At 66.4% G+C, this 23367-nt stretch carries 22 protein-coding genes; 7 read left to right on the top strand and 15 right to left on the bottom strand.

Translation table 11 applies throughout. The annotated features are described in order from the left end of the window. From ACEU5R_RS28220 to phaP, 4 genes are all read right to left on the bottom strand, one after another. Nucleotides 1–346: JAB domain-containing protein (locus tag ACEU5R_RS28220; RefSeq protein WP_392413074.1), on the bottom strand; the 346-nt coding region annotated here is incomplete at its 3' end. A 351-nt stretch (nt 347–697) separates the two neighbouring features. Then, on the bottom strand, nt 698–1762 hold the full coding sequence (locus ACEU5R_RS28215; protein WP_003092331.1) for a YhcG family protein: 1065 nt from the start codon (nt 1760–1762) through the stop codon (nt 698–700). Next, the gene (locus ACEU5R_RS28210) at nt 1759–2958 is read right to left on the bottom strand and encodes a site-specific integrase (RefSeq protein ID WP_001062689.1); all 1200 of its coding nucleotides are present in this window, start codon (nt 2956–2958) and stop codon (nt 1759–1761) included. Before ACEU5R_RS28210 ends, ACEU5R_RS28215 begins: the two co-directional genes overlap by 4 nt. Nucleotides 2959–3240: 282 nt before the next feature. After that, nucleotides 3241–3819 (bottom strand): TIGR01841 family phasin, encoded by a 579-nt coding sequence (gene phaP, locus ACEU5R_RS28205; RefSeq protein WP_103272696.1) that lies wholly within the window; start codon nt 3817–3819, stop codon nt 3241–3243. Between the two features lie 378 nt (nt 3820–4197). On the opposite strand from phaP, the gene ACEU5R_RS28200 reads away from it, so the two are divergent. Continuing rightward, entirely contained in the window at nt 4198–5175 is a 978-nt protein-coding gene (locus ACEU5R_RS28200; RefSeq protein WP_103272695.1) for a tripartite tricarboxylate transporter substrate binding protein BugD, read from the top strand. A gap of 118 nt (nt 5176–5293) precedes the next feature. Here ACEU5R_RS28200 and ACEU5R_RS28195 read toward each other — a convergent pair whose 3' ends face one another. The 3 genes from ACEU5R_RS28195 to ACEU5R_RS28185 form a co-directional block, all read right to left on the bottom strand. After that, nucleotides 5294–6157, bottom strand: coding sequence for an IclR family transcriptional regulator (locus ACEU5R_RS28195; RefSeq protein ID WP_103272694.1), 864 nt, complete (start codon nt 6155–6157; stop codon nt 5294–5296). A gap of 167 nt (nt 6158–6324) precedes the next feature. Then, complete coding sequence (locus ACEU5R_RS28190; protein ID WP_212315098.1) at nt 6325–7140, bottom strand: molybdopterin-binding protein; 816 nt, start codon at nt 7138–7140, stop codon at nt 6325–6327. A 51-nt stretch (nt 7141–7191) separates the two neighbouring features. Next, nucleotides 7192–7992 (bottom strand): EI24 domain-containing protein, encoded by an 801-nt coding sequence (locus ACEU5R_RS28185; RefSeq protein WP_103272692.1) that lies wholly within the window; start codon nt 7990–7992, stop codon nt 7192–7194. A gap of 64 nt (nt 7993–8056) precedes the next feature. Between ACEU5R_RS28185 and ACEU5R_RS28180 the strand changes: the two genes are divergently transcribed. Next, a complete protein-coding gene (locus ACEU5R_RS28180) occupies nt 8057–8440 on the top strand; it encodes a thioredoxin family protein (RefSeq protein WP_103272691.1) in 384 nt (127 codons plus the stop codon). 130 nt (nt 8441–8570) lie between these two features. On the opposite strand, the gene ACEU5R_RS28175 is transcribed toward ACEU5R_RS28180, so the two are convergent. The 3 genes from ACEU5R_RS28175 to ACEU5R_RS28165 form a co-directional block, all read right to left on the bottom strand. Continuing rightward, complete coding sequence (locus tag ACEU5R_RS28175; RefSeq protein ID WP_392413068.1) at nt 8571–10040, bottom strand: DEAD/DEAH box helicase; 1470 nt, start codon at nt 10038–10040, stop codon at nt 8571–8573. A gap of 392 nt (nt 10041–10432) precedes the next feature. Beyond that, complete coding sequence (locus ACEU5R_RS28170; protein WP_103272689.1) at nt 10433–10768, bottom strand: AzlD domain-containing protein; 336 nt, start codon at nt 10766–10768, stop codon at nt 10433–10435. Then, nucleotides 10765–11469 carry an AzlC family ABC transporter permease gene (locus ACEU5R_RS28165; protein ID WP_103272688.1) on the bottom strand — a complete coding sequence of 235 codons (705 nt, stop codon included), beginning with the start codon at nt 11467–11469 and terminating at the stop codon, nt 10765–10767. The genes ACEU5R_RS28170 and ACEU5R_RS28165 overlap by 4 nt, the downstream gene beginning before the upstream one ends. Before the next feature lie 344 nt (nt 11470–11813). On the opposite strand from ACEU5R_RS28165, the gene ACEU5R_RS28160 reads away from it, so the two are divergent. The 4 genes from ACEU5R_RS28160 (at nt 11814) to ACEU5R_RS28145 (ending at nt 14627) form a co-directional block, all read left to right on the top strand. Continuing rightward, nucleotides 11814–12734, top strand: a complete 921-nt coding sequence (locus tag ACEU5R_RS28160) for a branched-chain amino acid transaminase (protein WP_392413066.1) — start codon at nt 11814–11816, stop codon at nt 12732–12734. A gap of 86 nt (nt 12735–12820) precedes the next feature. Next, nucleotides 12821–13042, top strand: a complete 222-nt coding sequence (locus ACEU5R_RS28155) for a zinc-finger domain-containing protein (RefSeq protein ID WP_103272686.1) — start codon at nt 12821–12823, stop codon at nt 13040–13042. Between the two features lie 43 nt (nt 13043–13085). After that, nucleotides 13086–13508: a nuclear transport factor 2 family protein gene (locus tag ACEU5R_RS28150; RefSeq protein WP_103272685.1), complete on the top strand. Its 423-nt coding sequence runs from the start codon at nt 13086–13088 to the stop codon at nt 13506–13508. 18 nt (nt 13509–13526) lie between these two features. Then, nucleotides 13527–14627: a YheT family hydrolase gene (locus ACEU5R_RS28145; protein ID WP_103272684.1), complete on the top strand. Its 1101-nt coding sequence runs from the start codon at nt 13527–13529 to the stop codon at nt 14625–14627. On the opposite strand, the gene ACEU5R_RS28140 is transcribed toward ACEU5R_RS28145, so the two are convergent. Further along, nucleotides 14624–16132, bottom strand: a complete 1509-nt coding sequence (locus ACEU5R_RS28140) for a M48 family metalloprotease (RefSeq protein ID WP_392413064.1) — start codon at nt 16130–16132, stop codon at nt 14624–14626. The two genes, ACEU5R_RS28145 and ACEU5R_RS28140, sit on opposite strands and share 4 nt — an antisense overlap. 72 nt (nt 16133–16204) lie before the next feature. On the opposite strand from ACEU5R_RS28140, the gene galU reads away from it, so the two are divergent. Then, nucleotides 16205–17056 (top strand): UTP--glucose-1-phosphate uridylyltransferase GalU, encoded by an 852-nt coding sequence (gene galU, locus ACEU5R_RS28135; RefSeq protein ID WP_103272682.1) that lies wholly within the window; start codon nt 16205–16207, stop codon nt 17054–17056. A gap of 49 nt (nt 17057–17105) precedes the next feature. Here galU and ACEU5R_RS28130 read toward each other — a convergent pair whose 3' ends face one another. The 4 genes from ACEU5R_RS28130 to ACEU5R_RS28115 all read right to left on the bottom strand — a co-directional run bounded on the left by ACEU5R_RS28130 (nt 17106) and on the right by ACEU5R_RS28115 (nt 22870). After that, the gene (locus tag ACEU5R_RS28130) at nt 17106–17975 is read right to left on the bottom strand and encodes a cytochrome c oxidase assembly protein (RefSeq protein WP_392413062.1); all 870 of its coding nucleotides are present in this window, start codon (nt 17973–17975) and stop codon (nt 17106–17108) included. Nucleotides 17976–18072: 97 nt separating this feature from the next. Continuing rightward, a complete protein-coding gene (locus ACEU5R_RS28125; RefSeq protein WP_392413060.1) occupies nt 18073–19188 on the bottom strand; it encodes a porin in 1116 nt (371 codons plus the stop codon). A 49-nt stretch (nt 19189–19237) separates the two neighbouring features. Further along, a complete protein-coding gene (gene mgtA, locus ACEU5R_RS28120; protein ID WP_103272679.1) occupies nt 19238–22036 on the bottom strand; it encodes a magnesium-translocating P-type ATPase in 2799 nt (932 codons plus the stop codon). Nucleotides 22037–22537: 501 nt separating this feature from the next. Then, nucleotides 22538–22870, bottom strand: a complete 333-nt coding sequence (locus tag ACEU5R_RS28115) for a hypothetical protein (protein WP_103272678.1) — start codon at nt 22868–22870, stop codon at nt 22538–22540. Between the last annotated feature and the right edge of the window lie 497 nt (nt 22871–23367).

Genomic DNA, 23367 nt, shown 5'->3' with positions numbered 1-23367 from the left:
CGACGACCGCCGCCGCATTGAGCCGCAGCGCCTCCTTGACCACTTCGCGCGGATACACCGACGCACCGTCAATAGTGCCGTGGAACATCTCCCTGTATTCGATCAGACGATGGCGCGTATCCATGAACAGCACTACGAACACCTCATGCTCGAAGCTGGCCAACTTTGTACGCAAGTATTCCTTGACCGCCGCCGGCGAAGTGAACTCTGCTCCGCGCCGCATTTTCCGGTCAATGACCTGGCGCGCAGCTTCCAGAATGTCGTCGGCCGATGCCGGTAGATAGCGCCCGTGCGCGTCGCGCACCAGCAGACAGGAATCGAACGAGGGAAAGGACAGTTGCGACATGATCGTGCTCCGGTTGCTCGGGCGGAATTGCCCGGAACCGGCGGCAGCACGGCGCAGCGCAAGCAGTCAGGGGTCGCAGACGGCCGCCAGGACGCAAGCGCGCATGGCGCGCGCCGCCCTTGACGGCGAGAACGCCGTGATACGGTGAAGGGAACAGCAAGACCGCCCACACCCGCCCACTGCACAGAGTCGATTTTTGGCAAGCGGAGCGCGCAGGCCCGGATCAACGAGCCGGGACGGAGGCGTCAGTGATGGAAGCCCGACAGGGGCGAGACTCGCGCAGCGAAGCTCGATGCGCAGCACGACAGCGCGACGGCGGCACGCCGGGACGCCCGACTGCTTGGGACAGGACTACTCGTTGTCCGTCTTGCGCTGCTCGATTTGCAACTGCGCCCGTTGCGTTGCCTGTTGCAGCCGCTCCACCAGCACGCCCCTCGGCGGCAAGGCGGTCAGATACTCGGCAACGTGGATGCCGGACTTGTCCAGCTCCAGCAATTCGATCTGCTCGCGCTTCTTGCCGGTGCAAAGGATGATCCCGAGCGGCGAGGCTTCCTCCGGCTCCCGTTCGTGCTTGTCTAGCCACCGAAGGTAAAGCTCCATCTGCCCTTTGTAGGCCGCCTTGAAGTCACCTACCTTCAACTCCACCGCAACCAGCCGCCGCAGCTTGCGGTTGTAGAACAGAAGGTCAAGGTGGAAATCCTCGTCGTCGATCGGAATGCGCTTCTGCCGGGCGACGAATGAGAAGCCCGCGCCCAGCTCCAGCAGGAAGGACTCCATTTCACGGATGATCGCCGCTTCCAAGTCGCCTTCCTGCCAAGTGTCCCGCAGGCCCAGGAAGTCGAGGATGTACGGGTCGCGCATGACCAGGGCCGGCGACATGCGCTGCGCATCGCGCAGGGTCGCCAACTCCTGCGCTATGGTTTCTTCCGGCTTTTGGGAAAGCGCCGTGCGCTCGTACAGCATCGAGTCGATACGCTCGCGCAGCGTCCGCACGCTCCAGCGTTGGGTGCTGGCCATCTGTGCGTAGTAGTCCCGCTGGAGCGGGTCTTTCAGCGGCATCAGGGCGATGAAGTGCGTCCAGCTCAATTCTCGTATCAGTGATACGAGAATTCGCTCGTCGGGGAAGGTGGCGGCGAACTGCACCATGCGGCGCAAGTTCTGCTCTGCAAAGCTGCTGCCGTACTCCTCCACCAACTGCGCAGCCAAGGTGGGCAGAACTTCCTTGCCGTAGGCGCCCCGGCGCCTGTCCAAGACCTGCGTGTGGATGCGTTGGCCGATGCGCCAGTAGAGCATCGTAAGCTCGCTATTCACCGTCGAGGCGGCGCGCAAGCGCGCCGCCTCGATCAGTGCCCGAATGTCGCCCAGCAGCGCCGCGGGCGCTGCGAGCGATGCTGCTGATGGCCGGCGCCCGTTCATGCCACCGCCTCCGCAAGCTGCCGCGCGCCCGTGATGGCTTGGCGGCGGCTGGCCACCAGCTCGGCCGCCTCGCGCACCGGCTTGTCCTCGGTGTGGACGTAGTGCATGAACATCGCCACGGTCTTGTGGCCCGTCAGCTTCATTCCCACTTTGGTCGGCACACCGGAATTGGCAATGTCGGTGGTCGAGCGATGACGGATGCCGTGCGTGCCTACGTGCGGCACGCTGGCGGCCTTGAGCGTCCGGCACCAGCCGCCATAGTGCTCGCCAAAGGTCAGGTGCTTGGCCGGGTCGTTCGGCGACGGCAGGACGTAAGGGCAGCCTTCCAGACGCGGCGCCGTCGAAAGCAGCCGATAGGCTTCCTCGCTCATGGGCTTGGAAATGCCGCCAACCTTGCTGTCGGGCCACACCACGCGCCGGTTCTCGAAGTCCAGCCAGCTCCATTCGAGCGGGCAGATTTCGGAGCGCCGCGCCGCAAACTCGAATTGCAGCCGGATCGCCAACGGGATGACGTAGTTCTCCAGCCCCTCCGCCTCCAGTTTCTCCAACTGGCGGAAGATCCGCACCATTTCCTCGTCCACGATGAGCCGGGTTTCCTTGCCCGGCGGGTACATCGGGACGTGGCGGCACGGATTCGTGCCGTCCGGGCGGAAGCCCCAGACTTCGGCCAAGTTGAACATCTTGCGCAGCACGCCGAAGGTCTTGTTGGCCTCGGTCGGCTTGTAGGCCAGCTTTTCCATGAGCCCCGCAATGTCGGGCCGCTTCACGTCATGCACCTTCTTGCGGCCCAGCAGCGGGATGATGTTGCGGTCGATGACGCCCTGGTAGCCGTCCTGCGTGCTGACCTTGTTGCGCTTCTTGGAGTAGTCCTCCATGAACTTTTTGCACAACTCGGCCATCGTGGGCGCCTTGCGCGCCTCGGCCTTGGCACCGCCGGGATCACCACCCCGGCGAACCTCGGCCAGCCAGTCCTGCGCTTTGACCCGCGCCTGTTCGACGGTTAGCTCCCCGTAGAGTCCCAGCGAGGGCTTGCGGGGCTGGCCAGAGTTCGTGCGGTACTGGAGCATGAACACCCGGCGTCCCGTCGAGGTAATCTTGCAAAGGAAGCCGGGCACGACGGTATCCCGTAGTTCGATGTCCTTCGCCTGGGGTTGCGCCGACTCTACGGCGGTCTTGGTGAGCTTGATCTTTGCCATGATGACTCCTTGGAACGACCCGGATTCCAGGAGCCAGATAGGAGCGGCGCGAGGGAGAACCGGGTCAAGTTTCAGAAAGCACCGGCATATGATGGAAGCGCGTAAGCTATTGATAAACCTGCTGTATCGGGCTACGTCGCAGTCCAGCGAACTACCGGGCTGGAGTCATCGTGAAACAAAAAAAGGGGCCACCCGATGGGTGGCCCTAATTCCAGCTCTGCTCTGTCACTCAACAGTACTACATTACTGCGGTTTGCGCACCAGGCGCGCGCCTGAAAAGACTCAGGCGCTGCGACGGCTGCGGCTGGCAACCTTGGTGGCGGCATCGGCGGCATCCGAGGCAGCCTTGAAGGTCGCGTTGGCGGCGGCATTCAGGTTCGACTCGGCGACTTCGGCGGCCTGCTTGGCGGCCTTGGTCAGCGAATCGTAGGCGCTGGTCGCGGTGGCCAGCGAGGACTTGATCAGGGCGACGGCGCTTTCCGAGCCGGTCGGGGCGTTCTTCGAGAAGTGCTCGACGGCTTCGCTCAGCTGCTGCTGGCCTTCGGCGATCTGCTCTTCGGTCAGCTTGACCAGCTTGCCTTGCACGCCGGCGACGATGTCGTACACGTGCTTGCTGTAGGCCAGGGCCTTTTCGGCGCCCGGTTGCAGCAGGCCGGTGGCGAACGCGGCGGCTTCCTGCGGATCCTTGACTTCAGCGGCTTGCTGCGACTTCTGGGCGACTTCGTCCAGGGTGGCCTTGACGACCTTCAGGTTCAGCTCGACCAGCTTTTCGAAGCCGGAGAAAACGACGGCCTGGGCGGCGACGAAAGTATTGACGCTGGCCTTTTGGCGGTCCAGAACTTGTTGCGGAATGGCGCTCATAGAATGCTCCTAGGTGTTCAGCCGGAATACCCGGCAAATCAGGATGGTGTCTGCGACGAGATGGAACGTGCGCGGAAACTGGTACTACAAGCTACCGCCGGCGCGTTTGATGCACTGCACAATTGACATTCTAGAGACCGAAAAAAACTTGTCAAGCAAATTTTGTGCAACGCAACAACCATTTGCACTTTAACAGTGCACGCCTGTGTCCCGGTTTGATCCAGCACAAGCTTTTCCCATGACTCGGGAAATACCGGACATGACGGCGTATCAATTCTTTTCTACACTGTTTGCACGCTGATGACATACAGAACCCTACTAATAGTCAGCGACTTATAAAGAAATACGCAGCAAGAAAAAACCTGCAACGGAGACTCCATGACCCTCATCCCCCGCACGCTTTCGGCCCTGCTCGCGGCCGCTGCCATGGTTACGGCCGGCGCCGCCCAGGCGGAATATCCGGAACGCGCCATCAACATGGTGGTGCCTTTCGCCGCAGGCGGGCCGACGGACAACGTGGCGCGCTCGCTCGCCGAAGCCATGCGTCCGACGCTGGGCCAGACTGTCGTGGTCGAAAACAAGGGCGGGGCCGGTGGCACCATCGGCACCACCCAGGTGGCGCGCGCCCAGCCTGACGGCTACTCGGTGCTGCTGATGCACGCGGGCTTCTCGACCGCCCCCTCGCTGTACAAGAACCCCGGCTACGATCCTTACAAGAGCTTCGAGCCCATCGGCCTGGTGGTCGATGTGCCGATGACCATCATCGCCCGTTCCGACTTCCCGCCCAACAACATCCAGGAGCTGGCCGAGTACGTCAAAAAGAACAAGGACAAGGTCTCGCTGGCCAACGCCGGCATCGGCGCCGCCAGCCACCTGTGCGGCACCATGCTGGTCGAAGCCCTGGGCGTGCAACTGCTGACCATCCCCTATAAGGGCACGGCCCCGGCGATGAACGATCTGCTCGGCAAACAGGTGGATCTGCTCTGCGACCAGACCACCAACACCACCCAGCAGATCAATGCCGGCTCGGTCAAGGCCTACGCCGTCACCAGCCTGCAACGCGTGCCCACGCTGTCCAAGCTGCCCACCATGGACGAATCCGGCTTCAAGGGATTCGAGGTCGGCATCTGGCATGGCATGTGGGTGCCGAAGGGCACGCCCAAGCCCGTGGTCGACAAGCTCATCAAAAGCCTGCAGGCCGGCCTGGCCGACCCCAAGTTCCAGGACCGCATGAAGCAGCTGGGCGCCACGGTGCTGACCAGCGACGCCACCCCGCAGGCGCTGGACGCCAAGGTCAAGCAGCAGGTGCCGCAGTGGGCCGAGCTGTTCAAGAAGGCGGGCGTCGAGCAGCAGTAAGCCGCGTCACCCGCGAAAAGAAGGCCCCCTTTCGCAGGAAAGGGGGCTTTTTTGCAGGCCGCTGATTCGCGCCGGGGCAGACGCTCTTGAAGGCGCGGCAAGCCTGCCGCGTGCAGGCTCAGCCGCGCAATGTCTCGGCCTGCAGACTCAGTCCATTGGCGCCGCCCGAGACCGGCGGCTCATAGCCCAGCGCCTCTGAAATGCTGGCGGCGGTATCCACCAGCGACTTGATCCATTCATCCTGCAGGCGCTCGGCCGGCGCCGAGATCGATAGCCCCGCCACCAGCTTGCCGGTATCGTCGAAGATGCCGGCGGCGATGCAGCGCACGCCCAGCTCCAGTTCCTCGTTGTCGCGCGCGTAACCGTGGCGACGCACCAGGGCCAGTTCGCGCTCCAGGCGCTCCAGGTCGGTCAGGCTGTTGCGCGTGTGCCCGGCCAATCCGGTGCGCAGCGCGTAGGCGCGGACCTGGCGGGTGTCGCCGGTGGACAGGAACAGCTTGCCGGTGGACGTCAGGTGCAGCGGCGCGCGGCCGCCGATGGCGCGCACCACCTGCATGCCGGAACGCTCGCTCCAGGCCCGCTCGATGTAGACGATCTCGTCGCCCTGCTGCACCGACAGGTTGATGGTCTGGCCCGTGAGCTTGTGCAGCGAGCGCATCGCCGACACCGCCGCCTCGCGCACGTTGAGCCGTCCCTTGACCAGCGACCCCAGTTCCAGCAGGCGCATGCCCAGCTGGTACAGGCCGTTGTCCACCCGCTCGACGTAGCGGCCCACCACCAGGTCGTTGAGGATCCGGTGCGCCGTGGACGCGTGCAGCCCGGTCGTGGCCGACAGCTCTTTCAGCGTGACGGGGTCGGGCTGGGCGGCCAGCGCATCGAGCAGCCGCATGGCGCGGTCGATGACTTGTATGGCGATGGGATGGCTTGCGGCGCCGTCGCTATCGGCGTCCAGGGCGTTGCGGGGTGTCGGGAGACGGGACATAGGAAGGAGTTGGTGGCTTATGGCCGCGCCGCCGAAAGAGACCGGCCTTGCGGCAACGCAGCAAACAGTTCTTTCCCGTATTGTGAAATTTACCGGGGCATTTGGCAATGGGTTTTTTGAACTGAATAAAAAGGGTCGCCCCCTTTTTATTCAGCCCTTCGTCAAGCTCAGGCCGCGGCCGGCGGCTCCAGCTTGCCGCCCAGCCGCAAGACCTCGGCCCTGAGGAAAGCCAAGGCTTGCGCGGCGGCCTCGGGTTCGCCCTTCACGCCCAGGTCGATATGCGGCGCGCCGCCAGCCTCGCCCACGCTGGGCAGGCTGAACGCCCGTACACCCGGCCAGCGCGATTCGACGGTCTGCATCGCCGGCGTGATGCGAGACTCCGGCATGCGGAAAACCAGGAAGGAATGCTCGACATGGCTGCGCTGATGCTGCATCGCACGATAGCGCGTGTCCAGCGTCCATTCGAGCATGGGCCAGGCCATGACGGGAAAGCCCGGAACGAACGTGTGGTCGCGGATGAAGAAGCCGGGAATGCGGTTGTAGGGATTCGGCACGATCTCGCAGCCTTGCGGGAACACGCCCATCTGCAGGCGCTGCTGGTTCTCGGGCGTGCTCATGTCGGCCGTGCCCTGCCCCTTGGCCGCCATCTCGGCGGTGCGCAGCGCAATGGCTTCCTCCGCTTCGGGATGCAGCGCCAGCGGCAGGTCCAGCGCGGCCGCCGCCGCCTGGCGGGTATGGTCGTCCGGCGTGCCGCCGATGCCGCCGCAGGACAGCACCACATCGCCGGAGGCGAAGCTGCGTCGATAGGCGGCCGTCAGCGCATCGCGATCATCGGGCAGGAACTCCGCCCAGCCCAGCTGCATGCCACGCGCGGACAGCAGTTCGACGACTTTGGAGAAGTGCTTGTCCTGTCGGCGCCCCGACAGGATTTCGTCTCCGACGATGATCAGGCCAATACGGCGGGCGGCGGGTTCTGCGGCCATGTCCAGTTCCAGGTGTGAGGATCGAATGATGTGAAGATCGCGACGCCGCGCTCAGACGTCGATGACGCGCTCTTCGCGCAGGCGTTTGAGCGCCTCGAGCCCGTAGTGCGCATTGACCAGGGCCGAGAACACCGGCAGGATGATCCACGCCGGCGGCAGCAGGTTCAGCAGCGAACAAATCAGGCCGATGACCCAGAAACCGCCGTTGTGGCGCTGGATCAGCAAGCGGCGCTCGGCCGGGCTGGCATGCTCGACGATGGCGTCCACGCGCATCATGCGCGAGAACGCGAAGGCCCACCAGAAAACCGGCAGGATCAAGGCCATGGGCGGCACCAGCCACAGCGGCAGCGTCAGCAACCAGCCCGCGGCGAAGGCGGCCGACACCCACACGGCGTTCCAGACGCTGACCGCCGTGGAATGCCTGCCTTGCAAGGCGAGTCCGGCGTATTCCCGATGCCCCACGTGGCGCAGCACCAGCGGCATCACGAACACGGCGGCGATGGCCAGGCCCAGGATGCCGGAGACGGGCAGCAGGATGGCCGCGGCAACCACCGGAGCCAGGTAGATCTTCAGCGAGAACAGCCCCATCGCCACCAGCCACTCGTCGGTGCGGTTGACGAAGTCCCAGTGCGAGGCCTCCATGCGCAGCCAGTCCGTGAGCGGCGTCCAGAACAGCCAGAGCAGCAACAGGGCGCCGACCAGGGCGATCAGGAATGGCAGCAGCACCGCGAACAGCATGGTCGGATGGCACTGCGACACGAGCGCCCGCTTGAAGGCCAGTCCGACTCCAGCGGCGCTGCGGGAAAAGCGGCCAGGCTGAGGCGTGTCAAAGTCGGTGCGCAAGGCGGTCATGAGGCGGGCAAATGGTGATGAGCATCCCGGGTATGATAGGTCAAACCCGCCTAGCTTCGCTCGTATGCCCCTACTCGTTCCCGGTACCGATCTTGCCGCTCTGCGCACGCGCCTGGGCGCGGCGCCCGACACCTGGCTCATCGCCTGTTTCTGCGCCGCCTGGTGCGACACCTGCGAGCAGTACAAGCCCAAGCTGCTGGCACTGGCCGAGGCCATGCCCGAGCGCGTGTTCGCCTGGATCGATATCGAGGAGCACGCCGAACTGCTCGGCGACGAGGAAGTCGAGAACTTCCCCACCCTGCTGGTCCAGCTCGGCGACCGCGTGCTGTTCTACGGTCCGATGCTGCCGCACATCGGCCATCTCGAACGCCTGCTTGCCAGCCTGGACGCAGGCAGCGCCGCCATCACGACCGGCCTGCCCGACCTGCCAGCGCTGCTGACGGCCTGAACTGACGGCCTGAGACCCGCCACATGAAAAAGGCGCCCGCGAGGCGCCTTTTCTTGTGGCCAGCCCGATCAACCGCGCGGGTCGCAAGCTGAACCGGCTGACGGACGTCGGAATCCGCCGACGCCCCGCCTCAGGGCTTGCGGCTGCCGCCGAGCAGCACGGCGACCTGGCGCTTGGCGCCGTTCGACTTGACCGGCGCGTCCTTTTCGGGGGCGGGCGCGGCGGCCGACGGCTCGTAGGGCTTGAGGAAGAAATCGTCCACGGGCTGGCGCGGCGCGGAATACGACGAGCGGCGCTCGGATCCACGCTCGGACGAACGGCCGCGATCGCCACGTTCGCCACGATCGCGTCCTTCGCGACCCTCGCGCGGCGAGCCGCGCTCCTCGCCACGGCCATGGCTGCGGGCGATCAGGTCGGCGGGCACGTCCAGCGTGCCGCGCGGCACTTCGCGCTTGATCAGCTTCTCGATGTCGAGCAGGAAGCGCTCTTCTTCCGCCGTGAACAGCGCGATGGCTTCGCCCGACGCGCCCGCGCGGCCGGTACGGCCGATACGGTGCACGTAGTCTTCGGCGTTGTACGGCAGGTCGTAGTTGATGACGCAAGGCACGCCGGCCACGTCCAGGCCGCGCGCGGCCACGTCGGTGGCCACCAGCACTTCCAGATCGCCGGCCTTGAAGGCTTCCAGCGCCTTCATGCGGTCAGCCTGGGTCTTGTCGCCGTGGATGGATTCGGCCTTCACACCATCGCGTTCGAGCTGGCGGGCCAGGCGGGCGGTGCCGATCTTGGTGTTGGAGAACACGATGACCTGCTTCAGGCCGCGCGACTTCACCAGGTGCACCACGGCCGCGCGCTTGTTGTCGCCCGACATCTTGTAGGCGATCTGCGTGATGGTGTTGGCGGTGGCGTTGCGGGCGGCGACCTCGATCTCGACCGGCTGGTTCAGGTACGAGCGGCCCAGCTTGCGGATTTCGTTGCTGAAGGTGGCCGAGAACAGCAGGCCCTGGCGCTGCGTGGGCAGCAGGCGGATGATGCGCTCCAGGTCGGGCAGGAAGCCCATGTCCAGCATGCGATCGGCCTCGTCCAGCACCAGGATGCCGACCTGACCCAGGTTCACGTTCTTCTGTTCCACGTGATCCAGCAGGCGGCCCGGCGTGGCGACCAGGATTTCGCAGCCACGGCGCAGCGCTTCGCGCTGCGGACCGATGTCCACGCCGCCGAACACCACGGCCGAACGCAGCGGCGTCTGCTTGCTGTAGCGCTTGACGCTTTCGTACACCTGGTCCGCCAGTTCGCGCGTGGGCGTGAGGATCAGCGCGCGCACCGGGTGCCGCGCGGGCGAAGCGCTGGCGTTGGCCAGCGGCATCAGGCGGTGCAGGATGGGCACGGTGAACGCGGCGGTCTTGCCGGTGCCGGTTTGAGCGGCGCCCATGACGTCGCGCCCCTCGACCACGACCGGAATCGCTTGCGCCTGGATCGGCGTGGGCTTGGTGTAGCCGGTTTCGGCGATGGACTGCAGCAGCAGGGGATGCAGGCCGAAATCGGCAAACGAAGGCGCGGGGGCCTCGGCGGCGGGTGCTACGGATTGAGTGGAGTCAGTCATCAGGGTTAGGCAGATACCGGGACCAGTGAAAAAGAACAAAACGAGAGTGCATGGGCACTGCCGTGCATACGCATCGGGACAACCGGAACACGCGCCACGCTCGCGCGGCCACGCGCGAATTGCCGCGGCGCGCAAGGCGCCGCGAGCGATCCGCATCCTGCCTTGCAGGCCAGGCGGCGCATTCTGGTTTCGATACTTATGAGGGCAGTACCAGGCCCGGATTGCTGTGGATAACTCGAATTTTAGCGCAGCCGGCCCGGCGCACGCGCAAAGCAGGTCGCCGAATGCCCGGAGCGACTGGAAAACCGGCGCGGCGGGTAGCTCCGATCAGGCAAAATCGTCCACCTGATGGACAGTAAGCGACCAATCGGACGAATTCCGCTTCGGAGGACTCAGCCCGCCAGCCAGCGCAGCCCCCAAAGGACCAGCATGCCGACGATGATGACCAGCACCGCGCTGCGCGTGCGCAGGAACACCAGCACCGCCAGCACGCCCGCCACCAGCTTGTAATCGAACACCGGCCCCAGCCCTGCTTTCCAGGGCAGCAGGTCGGGCACCACGATGGCCGTCAAGGCGGCCGCCGGCGCATAGCGCAGGGCCCGCCGCACGTTGTCGGACAGCGGAACATAATCGCCGAACAGCATGAAGCCGGCGCGCGTGATCACGCTGCACACGGTCAGCAGCAGGATCGCGCAATAGACATAGATCTCGGAGGGCCAGAGCGTCATGTGCGCGCCTTGAAGAAACGTTCGGCCCACATGCCGGCGACCACGCCGGTGATCACGGCCGCTGCCAGGCCCAGCCGCAGCGGCAGGGTCTGCCCGACCCAGGCGACCAGTCCGGCCGCCAGCATCGACACCAGCATGGGCTTGGAATTGGCCAACGGCACGGTGATGGCCAGCAGCGCCAGCACGGCGGCGAAATCCAGCGACCAGGTCGCGGGCACCATGGTGCCCAGGTAAATGCCCACGATGGACGAGGTCTGCCACACCAGCCAGCCCGGCGCCACGGTGCCGATGAAGTACCAGAGCTGCTCGCGGGTGCCGCGTTCGGCCGCGTCGCCGAAACGCGGCATGAACAGCACGAAGCCCATGTCGGTGGTGAAGTAGCCCAGCCCCAGGCGCTTGGGCCAGGACAGGTGGCGGAAATAGGGCTGCAGCGCGGCGCCGAAAATGAGGAAGCGCAGGTTGACCACGCAGCCGGCGGCGAAGATCAGCCACAACGGCGCGCCGGTGGCGATAAGCGGCAGCGAGGTCAGCTGCGCCGAACCGGCGTACAGCAGCAGCGTCATGGCCAGGGCCATGGATTCGGTGAGGCCCGACTTGACCATGGCCACCCCGGTGACCAGGCCCCAGGTCGCGGTGGCGATCAGGGCCGGCACGATGGCCTGGACGCCGGCGCGGAAGGCGGCGACGCGTTCTTGCCGCACGAGGCGGGGATCTTCAGTTTGCGCTGAAGGAAGCGCTGGTTCAGAGGACAATGGCTGGCCCCTGGCGATTCGGACAGGACGACATGACTGCTCTAAGGGATGGAAAGCGGCGGCGGCCCGCCTGAAGTCGCGTCCGCGCGGCGGCGGATCCAGGCGCGAACGAGGCGTATTGTAACCTCGCTGCTTGATACAATGACGCACTTCCGCGAGCGCCGCTTGCGGCCTCCCGTCATCGCGCGGGACGCCCGCCGGCCCAAGTCGGAGCTATCGTGCGGCGCCGACCGCCGCGCGGCGTCAAAAGCGCTTCCGGGCGAAAACGGCGCGCACTAAGATGGGAGCAGACCATGTCGATGGCGGATCGTGACGGTTTCATCTGGTACGACGGCAAGCTGGTGCCGTGGCGTGACGCGACGACGCACGTCCTGACGCACTCCCTGCACTACGGCCTGTCGGTATTCGAGGGCGTGCGCGCCTACGACGGCGAGCTCGGCACGGCCATCTTCCGTCTGCAGGACCACACCCGGCGCCTGTTCAACTCGGCGCACATCTACCAGATCCCCATGCCCTTCGACCCGGACACGGTCAACGAGGCGCAGCGCCAGGTCGTGCGCGAGAACCAGCTCAAGTCCTGCTACCTGCGCCCCCTGGTCTTCTACGGCCCCGAGAAGATGGGCGTGTCGCCCAAGGGTGCCCGCGTGCACGTGGCCATCGCCGCCTGGCCCTGGGGCGCCTACCTGGGCGAGGAAGCGCTGTCCCAGGGCATCCGCGTCAAGGTTTCCTCCTTTGCCCGCCAGCACGTCAACGTGACGATGCCGCGCGCCAAGGTCGCGACCACCTACGCCAACTCGATCCTGGCCAATACCGAGGCCCTGCAGGACGGCTACGACGAAGCCCTGCTGCTGGACACCGACGGCTTCGTGGCCGAGGGCTCGGGCGAAAACCTGTTCCTGGTCAAGGACGGGGTGCTCTGCGAGCCGGAAATCGCCTCGGCCCTGACCGGCATCACCCGCTCCACCATCCATGCGCTGGCCGCCGACCAGGGCCTGCGCGTCGTGACCAAGCGGTTGACCCGGGACGATGTCTATATCGCCGACGAGGCCTTCTTCACCGGCACCGCCGCCGAAGTCACCCCGATCCGCGAGGTCGACAACCGCAAGATCGGCGCAGGCAGCCGGGGGCCCGTCACCGAAGCCCTGCAGAAGGCCTACTTCGACGTGGTGCATGGCCGCAACCCGAAGTACCATCACTGGCTGAGCAAAATCTGATTCGCGCGGCCTTGTTAATTTCCCGCAAGGCCGCATCATTACCACCCACCCAGCCGTCCCACGGTTCTTTTATTTCAGGAATACCCATGACCGCCGCTTCCCCGGCCGCCGTCTCCAGCGCACAACACGAAGTGATCGAAGTCGGCGCCGAAGACCTGCCCGTCTTCTGTCCCGGCCCCAAGGCTCCGCTGTGGAGCATGCACCCCCGCGTCTTCCTCGACGTGGCCCGCACCGGTTCGGCCCGCTGCGCCTACTGTGGCGCCGAATACCGTCTGAAGCCGGGCACGGTGCTGCACGGCCACCACTGAGCGCCGGCCGCGCCCTTCTTCCTCACGCCAACCGCCACGACCTATGTTCGCCACGCCAGACGAAGCCGAGCACGCGTTCTACGAAGCCCTGGAACAGGCGGACTGCGTCCGCTTGATGCAAGTCTGGGCGGACGACGAGGAAATCGTCTGCATCCATCCGGGCGGCCTGCGCATCGTGGGCCACTCGGCGGTGCACGAATCCTGGCAGCAGGTGCTGGCCAACGGCCCGCTGCACATCCGCCCTCTGCGCCCGCTGGTCATGCAGAGCATGATGTGCGCGGTGCACGTGCTGGTGGAACAGGTGGCGGTGCGCACGCGCGAAGGCACGCAGTTCGCCAACTGCTACGCGACGAACATCTATCACAAGGGGCCCACCGGCTGGCGCATGGTCATGCACCATGCCTCGCCCGCCCCCACCGAAGCGGGTGTGCTCGACTTGCACGACGTACCCGACATGCTGCACTAGAGACCGGGTGGATTTTTGTTGGCCGCTGCTCGTTTTGACACAACGCCCTGCCCTGTTCCCTCGTGGCTGCCCGGAGGCGACAGCCAAACCGTCTACGCCGCCCTGTTCGCGCAATACCATCGCATCGCCTTCGTGCGCGACCGCGTGGAAACGCCGGACACGGACTTCGTGGACTTCGACTGGACCGGGCCGGGCCTCTTTCCGCACAAGGCCGCCGACGGCGCGCCCGTGAGCGGCCAGCGTCCGGTCGCCAACGGCAGGACCGCCGCCGCCCGCTGGATGACCGACGCGGACTGGAAATCCCTGCCGCACACACCTGACACGCCGGCGCTAGTGCTGTTCCACGGACTGGAAGGCGGCAGCAACAGCCGCTACGCGCAGTCGATCGCGCATCATTTCCGGGCGCGCGGCTGGATCGTGGCCATCGCCCATTTTCGCGGCTGCTCCGGCACGCCCAACCGCCTGGCGCGCGCCTACTATTCCGGCGACTCGGCCGAGGTCGGTTTCCTGCTGGAGACCGTGCGCAGCCGCATCCCGCACGCCCGCTGGCATGCCGTGGGCGTGTCGCTGGGCGGCAACGCGCTGCTCAAGTACCTGGGCGAGCACCATGAGGACACGTCCTGGCTGACGGCCTGCGCCGGCGTCTCGGTGCCGCTGGACCTGGTGGCCTGCGGCAAGACCCTGTCCACCGGCCTCTTCAACCGGAAGATCTACACCGGGCATTTCCTCAAGACGCTCAAGAACAAGGTGCTTGAAAAGGCGCATCGCTACCCGGGCGCCATCGACGTGATGCGCATCGCGCACGCGCGCGACCTGCGCGACTTCGACGACGCCTATACCGCGCCCATGCATGGGTTCCGCAACGCGCTGGACTACTGGACGCGCGCCTCCAGCAAGCCCTGGCTGCCGCGGATCACCGCGCCCACGCTGGTGCTGAACGCGCTGAACGATCCGTTCATCCCGGCCAGCGCCCTGCCCAAGCCCGAGGAATGCTCGGCCAACGTGCTGCTGCACCAGCCCGCCGACGGCGGCCACGCCGGTTTCCCGACCGGCGCCTTTCCGGCGCACCTGAACTGGCTGCCCCAGCGCCTGGGCCGCTTCTTCGAAACCGGCCTCTAGCCGGATTTGAATCGCTCCAGCAGCTGCCGTTCTTCGGCGAGCTTGTCCCTGACTTCCTTGATCTGCACGTCGATCTGCGACTGCTCGTAGAAGTCGGAAGACATCCCGCGCGCCTGCTGCAACTGAGACTCCGCCGCGGCGAAAGCGCCGATCTGCGTGTAGTAGCGGGCCATGTCGCGGCGCGCCTGCACCGGCTTGCCGGTGCGTTCCTGGCTCTGCGCCAGCATCTGATAGAGGCTGGGTTCGTCCGCGCCCCATTGCCGGATCTTGCCGCGCAGGTAGTCCTGGGCCTCGGCGTGGCGGCCACTATTCTGCAGCGCCTGGGCATAGGCGATGCCCAGCGCGCGCCGGTCAGGCCAGCGCTTGGACGCGGCCTGCGCCAGCTCCAGCGCGCGGGCATTGTCCTTGCGGGCCAGCGCGATATCCACGCTCAGCTTGGCCAGCTGCGGCGACGACCGTCCATCTTCCGAGGCCAGGGTCCAGTTGCGCTCCGCCTCGGCCAGGCTGTTGCGCTGCAGGGCCTGCAAGGCCAGGCCATAGTAGGCCGCCGACTTGCGCACGCCGGACAGCGCCCGGGCCTCGTCCTGCAGCTGCTGCGCGGCCGAGCGCAGGCTGACCGCGTCGCGCCCCTGCACCACGCGCATCTTGGCGCGGATGTACCAGAAATCATCGCTGTCCACGTGCCGCGTCGGCGGCTGCGAGCGCGCCCGATTTTGCACGTCGGACATGCGCTCGATGGACAGCGGGTGCGTGCTGGCCCAGGAACCGCCGCCCATGCCCTCGTTCAGGCGCGAGGCGTTCATCAGCCGTCCGAACATGTCGGACATGCCCTGCGGGTCGTAGCCCGCCTTGGTCAGCATCTGGAAACCGGCGCGGTCGGCCTCGCGCTCGGCATCGCGCGAAAAACCCAGCTGGCGGTTGATGGCGGCGGCCTGGCCGAACGCGGCCACGCCCATCGCCAGATTGCCGCCACCGCCAGCCAGCGCCGCCAGCAGCGCTCCGGCCAGGCTGGCCAGCATCACCATGCTGTTCTGGTTCTGCTGGGTCATGCCACGGGCGATATGGCGCTGCACCACGTGGCCGATTTCGTGCGCCAGCACGGCGGCCAGCTCGGACTCGCTGGCCGAGGCGACGATCAGTCCGGTATTCACGCCGATGAAGCCGCCAGGCATGGCGAACGCATTGATCTCGGGGTCCCGCACGCCGAACATTTCCACTTCGGGCACGGCGCCCGGCGAATACGCGGCCAGCTTGCGTCCCATGGTGGTCAGGTACTGGCTCAGCTCGGTGTCGTCCACATAGGTGGGGTCGCGCCGCCCTTGCGACATGATGGCCTCGCCCAGGCTGCGTTCCAGCATCGGGGAAAGCTCGGCCGACGACGCCGCGCCCATGGAAGGCAGCCCGACGGGCTGGGCATGGGCCGCCAGCGGCAGGGCCTGTAAGACCAGCGCCGCGCTGAGCGCCGCGCTGACGCCTTGTTTCGCAATCGAGCAAATGGAGGGCATGTTCCTGCGTTTCATATGCCTATGATAGCGATCAGCTTAAAATGTTTCATCGTCCCCACAAGCGAGGTTTCAATGCGTCCCGTCCGTAAAGCCGTTTTTCCCGTTGCCGGCATGGGCACCCGTTTTCTGCCCGCGACCAAGGCGATGCCCAAGGAAATGCTGCCCGTCGTCGACAAGCCCCTGATCCAGTACGCGGTGGAAGAAGCCGTGGCCGCCGGCATCACGGACCTGATTTTCGTCACCGGGCGCAACAAGCGGGCCATCGAGGATCATTTCGATTCCGCCCCTGAACTCGAATCCGACCTGGAAAGCAAGGGCAAGCACGAGCTGCTGGCCATGGTGCGTGGCATTCTACCCGCCCATGTGAACTGCCTTTACATTCGCCAATCGGCCCCGCTGGGCCTGGGACACGCCGTGCTGTCGGCGGCGCCGGCCGTGGGCGACGAGCCCTTCGCCGTGCTGCTGGCCGACGACCTGATCGACGCCGACACGCCCGCCATGAAGCAGCTGGTCGACATCGCCGTCGCGCAGAACGCCAGCGTGCTGGGGGTACAGGACGTGCCGCGCGAAGACACCCGCAAGTACGGCATCGTCGCGACCCAGGACGGCGACGCCCGCGCCAACGGCCGCACCGAGCGCGTCACGCATATCGTTGAAAAACCCGATCCGGCGGCCGCCCCGTCCACGCTGGCGGTGGTGGGCCGCTATGTGCTGGAAGCCGCCATTTTCGATCACCTGCGCTCGACCAAGATGGGCGCCGGCAACGAAATCCAGCTGACCGACGGCATCGCGTCGCTGATGCGCGAGCGCGCGGTCTATGCGCACCGCTACGACGGCACGCGCTACGACTGCGGCAGCAAGGCCGGCATGTTCCAGGCCACCGTGGCGCTGGGACGCAAGTACCACGGGCTGATTCCGGAGTAGGCCACCGCCGGTTCGGGACGAAACGGACTGATTCCGCTGAATGGCCGGATCAGGCCGAGACGGCGCGGGCCTTGGCCCGCGCCCGCGCATCGCGATCGGCCTTGCGCAGCCGACCCTTGGCGGACAGGCGCATCAGGGTGCCCAGCGCCACCATCAAGCCCACCACCTCCACCAGCGCGGCCGGAATCCACATGGTCAGGCCGCCGATGGTCTGGTCGGTCTGCGCCGACATGGCGACGGCGCGGCCGCACAGTTCGAACAAGGGATAGAGGTCGCTTTCGGAGAAGGCGATGACGGCGCCCGCCACCATCTGCGGCGCCATGGTGATGATGGGCGAAATCACGCGGCCGCCTGGCGACATGGCCGCCGGCGGGCTGGGACGCCGGTCCAGGATCAGGTTCCAGTACATGAAACCGCTGATCACCACCGACCAGTTCATCAGCCGGTACAGGCGCCAGTCCAGCATGGAATAGAACTGCACCGACGGCAGCAGCCAGACCAGCACCAGGAACACGAACAGCGCGGGCACGAAGATCTTGTTGGTCAGCACCGCCACCGCGGCGCGGCCCGGGCCGGTGCGCAGGAAGTCGCGCAGCCGCAGGCGCCAGGCCATCGGCAGCCCGGCGCGCATGACCTGTCCGGGAAAGGCCGCCATCACCAGTAGCGGCCCCAGGTGATGCAGCACCAGGTGCTGGGCGCGATGGATGAAGAACATGCGCTCGGCGTAGTAGTCGAGCCGGGTATGCATGGACAGGTACAGCAGCACCATCCCCGACCAGAAGTACACCTGGCGCGCCAGCGTCACGTGATGCACCCGTTGGCCGCGCACGAACAGCACGATGGCCACGATGAACGAAGCCACCAGCGTGGGAGAGAACTCCCAGGGTACGAGCCACTCAAGACTGTCCATGCATGCCATCCGGAAGACCGCGGGGAAAGGCCGGCCCGGCGCCAGGCGCCGGGCCGCTGCTCACCGCCGATTGTAGTGGACGCCCGAAGGAGCGTCCCTCCCGGCATCAGAAACGGTGCGTCACGCCCATGGCGTAGCGGGTGGTATGGGAATTGCCGGGGTCGAACTGGTTGTCCAGCGTGTAGTTCGACGCATAGCCGGCGAATGCATAGACCGTGGTGCGCTTCGACAACTCGTAGGTATACCCCAGCGTCATCAGCTGCGCCTTGCGCGCGGTCATGCCATCGGCCCATTGCCAGTCCGGCTTGGCCAGCGACCATTGGGCCAGCACGGTGCCTCGCCCAAGCGGCAGGCTCACGCCAAGCAGCCAGGCGTTGACCGTGCCGCCGGCCGCGAAGGCGGCGGGCCCGAGGTTCTGTCCCAGGTTGTCCGGATCGCCGCCGTCCAGGCCGACGTAGCCGTTGCGCTGGCGCGACCAGGCCGCCGACACCTTCAGCACCTCGAAGTCATAGGAGGCGCCCAGCTGCAGCGCCTGCGGCCGGCCCTGAACGCCCTGGGGCGGCTGGGCCAGTCTCATCTGGTCCCAGGTCGCCACGGCCAGCAGCGGGCCATCCTCGTACTTCAGGCCCAGGCTCAGCGCGCGGTTGTTGGCGTTGGTGCGGAATTTCCCCTGCGCGTCGGCATCGAAGGAATAGCCGATCCCGGCCTGCCAGCCCTGCCACTCCGGCGTGTAGTAGTTCACCAGGTTGCTGAACTGGTAGTTGTCCGAGGCCTTGAAGGTGGCGCCCATGCCCATTTCCTTCCAGGACGCGATCTCCAGCGCGTTGCCATAGGTCTTGCCCACGGTGTACTGGCGGCCCAGGCGCAGCTCGCCCAGATCGTCATGCCCCAGCCCGACCCAGGCGCCATAGTTGAACAGGCTGCGGTCATCGGCCTGCCGTCCCGTGGATGGATCGAAGCCGTTTTCCAGCTGGAAGCGCGCGCTCCAGCCGTCTCCCAGGTCTTCCCTGCCCCGCAGGCCCCACAGCGAATCCGTCAGGCCGCCATTGAGCATGCCGCTGCGGCTGCCCACGCCGGACACGTTCGTGACGGCCACGCCGGCGTCGACCACGCCGTAGATCTGGACCTCGGTGCCGGACAAGGCGGCTACGTCGGCCCGGGCGGCCAGGGGGCTGGCCAGGCCGGCCGCCGTCAACGCCGCGCAAATGTAGTACTTCTTCATGCATTTCTCCCGACTGCGCCGCGGGCCTTGCCCGCGGCATCGAACCGACTCATTGCCACCCGTACTTGCGGACCCAGATACCCTTGAGCAGCTGCGTCAGCACGCAGTAGCTCAGCAGGATCCCGGCCAGCCAGGGGAAATAGCTCCACGGCAGCGCCTGCAGCTGGAAGTATCCGGCCAGCGGCGAGAACGGCAGGAACAGGCCCAGGCAAACCACCGCCAGCGTCATGACCATCAAGGGCCAGGCGGCGCGGCTCTGCAGGAACGGAATCCGGCGCGTGCGGATCATATGCACGATCAGCGTCTGCGACAACAGGCCCTCCACGAACCAGCCCGACTGGAACAGCGTTTGATGCTCGGGCGCATTGGCCTGGAATACATACCACATCAAGGCATACGTGGCGATGTCGAAGACCGAGCTGATCGGGCCGAAGAACACCATGAAGCGGCCCAGGCCGTCCGGATCCCATTGCTGGGGCTTCTTCAGCAATTCCTCGTCGACATTGTCGAACGGGATAGCGGTCTGCGAGATGTCGTACATCAAGTTCTGCAGCAGCAGATGGATCGGCAGCATGGGCAGGAACGGCAGGAAGGCGCTCGCCACCAGCACCGAGAAGACGTTGCCGAAGTTCGAGCTGGCCGTCATTTTCAGGTACTTGAGCATGTTGCAGAAGGTCTTGCGGCCTTCGATGACCCCATCTTCCAGCACCATCAGGCTCTTTTCGAGCAGGATGATGTCGGCGGCCTCCTTCGAGATATCCACGGCCGAATCGACCGAAATGCCCACGTCGGCCGCGCGCAGGGCGGGCGCATCGTTGATGCCGTCGCCCATGAAGCCCACGGTATTGCCCTGCGCCCGCAGACTGCGCACGATGCGTTCCTTGTGCGCCGGCGTCAGGCGGGCAAAGACGTTGGCCTCGCGCACCGCCACGGCCAGCTGCGCATCGGACATGGCCTCGACCTCCGCGCCCAGCACCACCTTGCGGACCTCGAAACCGACTTCGCGGCAGACTTTCTGCGTCACCAGCTCCACGTCGCCGGTCAGCACCTTGACCTCGATGCCCGATTCCTTCAGCGCAGCCAGGGCGGGCGCGGTGGATTCCTTGGGGGGATCCAGGAAGGCGATGTAGCCGACCAGGATCAGGTCGGACTCATCGGCCACCCCGTAGGCCTGCTGAGTGGGCGGCAGCTCTTTCACGCCGACGGCGATCACGCGCAGGCCGTCGCGGTTCAGGTCGGCCGTGACCTTGCGGATGTCGGCGCGGCGCGCATCGGTCAACAGCTGCACCTCTTCGCCCACGCGCAGGCGGGTGCAGGCCGACAACACCTCCTCCAGCGCGCCCTTGCAGATCAGCTCATGGTGTTCGCGGCCGTTCTCGACCTCGTTCACCACCACCGACATGCGGCGACGCGCGAAGTCGAAGGGAATCTCGTCGACCTTGCGGTAGCTCGCCGCCAGATTCAGCTTGCGCTCCACCTCGGCGTGCCGCAGCACCGCCACGTCCAGCAGGTTCTTCAATCCGGTCTGGTAGTAGCTGTTCAGGTAGGCGTAGGCCAGCACGTCGTCGCTGACGGCGCCGTACACATCGGTATGGCGTTCCAGCACGATGCGGTCCTGCGTCAGCGTGCCGGTCTTGTCGGTGCACAGCACGTTCATGGCGCCCAGGTTCTGGATGGCATCCAGGCGCTTGACCACGACCTTGCGCCGCGACATCCGCACCGCCCCCTTGGCCAGGGTGGCGGTGACGATCATGGGCAGCATCTCGGGCGTCAGACCCACGGCGATCGCCAGCGCGAACAGCAGCGCCTCGAGCCAGTCACCCTTGGTGAAGCCGTTGATCAGCATGACGATGGGCGCCATCACCAGCATGAAGCGGATCAGCACCCAGCTGACGCGGTTGATACCCTGCTGGAACTGGGTTGGCACGCGCGCGGTCTGCGTGACGCGTCCGGCGAGCTGGCCGAAGTAGGTGTCGGCGCCGGTGGCCACGATCAGGGCGGTGCCCGAGCCGCTGACCACGTTGGTGCCCATGTAGGCCATGTTCTCCAGTTCCAGCGAATTGGCCGTCTCGACGCGCTGCGTGGCGCTCTTCTCGACCGGCAGCGATTCGCCCGTCAAGGCCGCCTGCGCCACGAACAGGTCCTTGGCGGTCAGGATGCGGCAATCGGCCGGGATCATGTCGCCCGCGGACAGCAGCACCACGTCGCCGGGCACCAGGTCGGCCAGCGGCAGCTCCATGCGGCGCGAGCCGCTGGCGTGCGGCGCCACGCCCAGCGCGCGCCGGACCTCGCTCTCGGAGGGATCGCCGGCGTCGCTGCGCAGCACGGTCGCCGTGTTCTGCACCATCGCCTTGAGCGCCTCGGCGGCGCGGTTGGAGCGACGCTCCTGCGCGAAGCGCAGCAGCGTGGAAATGACCACCATCGAGCCGATGATGATGACGCCGCGCCAGGACTGGTCGTCAGGCTCGGCCATCCAGACATCGGTGACCCACGACAGCGAGGCCAGCGCGGTCAGCAGCAGGTTGAAGGGGTTGCGGTACGAGTACCACAGGTGGACATACCAGCGCAGCGGCGCTTCGTGGTCGACCTCGTTGCGGCCATGCCGTTCACGCGCGGCGCTGGCCTGGGCTTCGCTCAGGCCGCCGGCGCGGCTGCCGAAACGCTGGAACAGCGTCTCCGTATCCTGACCGGACAGTTCCAGCATGCGGCGGTTGGCGTGGCGGGCCGCGTCGGGCGGCACGGCGGCCACATCGCCGCCGCGCTCCAGCATGGGCGAGCGGCGGAAATGGCGCCCGGTACGTCGCGCTCGGGCGGCGGATGAGAAGAATGACTTCAGGAACGTCAACATCGGAGTGCTCCGGTTGTTTGTTTTCTTGTCCCGCGCAGCGTCCGGGGAAGAATCCCCGGGGAACGGCGCAACCGCGAAGAAGGACGCGGCGCGGGAGCTTTTTCTGGGAGACACGGACGACAGGCTGCGTGCCTGGCACGGGCGTGCGCGGCCGCGGCCAGCGGGCGCAGGCCGTCGATCCGCCGCGTACGGGCGTGTTCAAGCACCGGAGCAATGTGGCCGGTGTCCGGATCGCGTCAAGAAGCGCGCCGGGTGCGGAAAACGGAAAGGGAAGCGAGCGGAAGAATCGGTGCCGGCGGATCGGGCGGACGCTGGGTCAGCCAGGCCGGGGATTCAGTGCTGCGGGTTCCGTACGGACCAGGATGCGTCTGGCCGGTCGGCTCGCAGGGAGTGGACGGGTCAGACAGGCATGCCGGCGCCGCGCGCGGGGCGCAATCGAGGCTCGGGGTCTAAGGCACTAGGCATGATTTCTCCTGTGGGTTGACGGGCAGCCGCGGGCGTTCAGGCCGCCAGCGGCTGGACGCCGAAATGCACGTGGCGCACGGCGGGGTTGGCGCTCAGGCGACGGGCCTGGGACATCAGTTCGCCGCGCAATTCGGGGGGGCAGTTGACGGTGATGCAGGCCGACGCCATGCCGGGATCCGAGCCCTGGTCGATCTGCACTTGCGAAACATCCAGGCCGGCGGCGCTGAAGTCCAGGCAGATCTGCTTGCGCAGGGAACCCAGTTCATCGCGCGGACAAATGACCGTCAGCCGCGACGTGCCGCGGCGGCGGCCCTGGGCGGTGGCGCGGTCCACGCCGGCGCGGCGCAGGAACAAGTCGAAGAAACGCATGGCGACCTCCATTGCAAGAACGGCGGAGCGGCTTCGCGAACATGCGCGCACGCGCCGCGCTCGGCGGCCGGACACGATGGACGTGCGCGAACGCGGGCGCTGCGGACGAGCGACGGTTCTGGCGGTTTACGTTGGGGAGATGCCCGGCAAGCCGTGGGCTTGCGCGTTGGTCCGGGCGGACGCCTGGACCTTGGGATACGCCGCAACCTGTTCAACAGGCGCGGCAGACGGAGTGCTGCGTGATCCTGTTAAACAGCGGTGTCGATGCAAGATCGACTTTCGCCGGAATCGGTATTCACGAAGACTGCTCCTGGGATGGATAACGGGCGCAATTTTACGCGGGTTTCCACTGATGGACAACACTTTGGTCGCGTAAAGGGCACAAAAAAGTGGAATCCGCGCGCATTCCACCGCAGCGCGCCGCGGCCTCGATCACGGGCATGGGGGGGGGGGGGGGGGGGGGGGGGGGGGGGGGGGGGGGGGGGGGGGGGGGGGGG

Origin of the sequence: Achromobacter sp. 413638 (assembly GCF_043119405.1) — a bacterium.
Classification (GTDB): Bacteria; Pseudomonadota; Gammaproteobacteria; order Burkholderiales; family Burkholderiaceae_B; genus Achromobacter.
The sequence above is the reverse complement of the archived record's forward strand: the minus strand, read 5'-3'. Positions and strand labels throughout refer to the sequence as shown.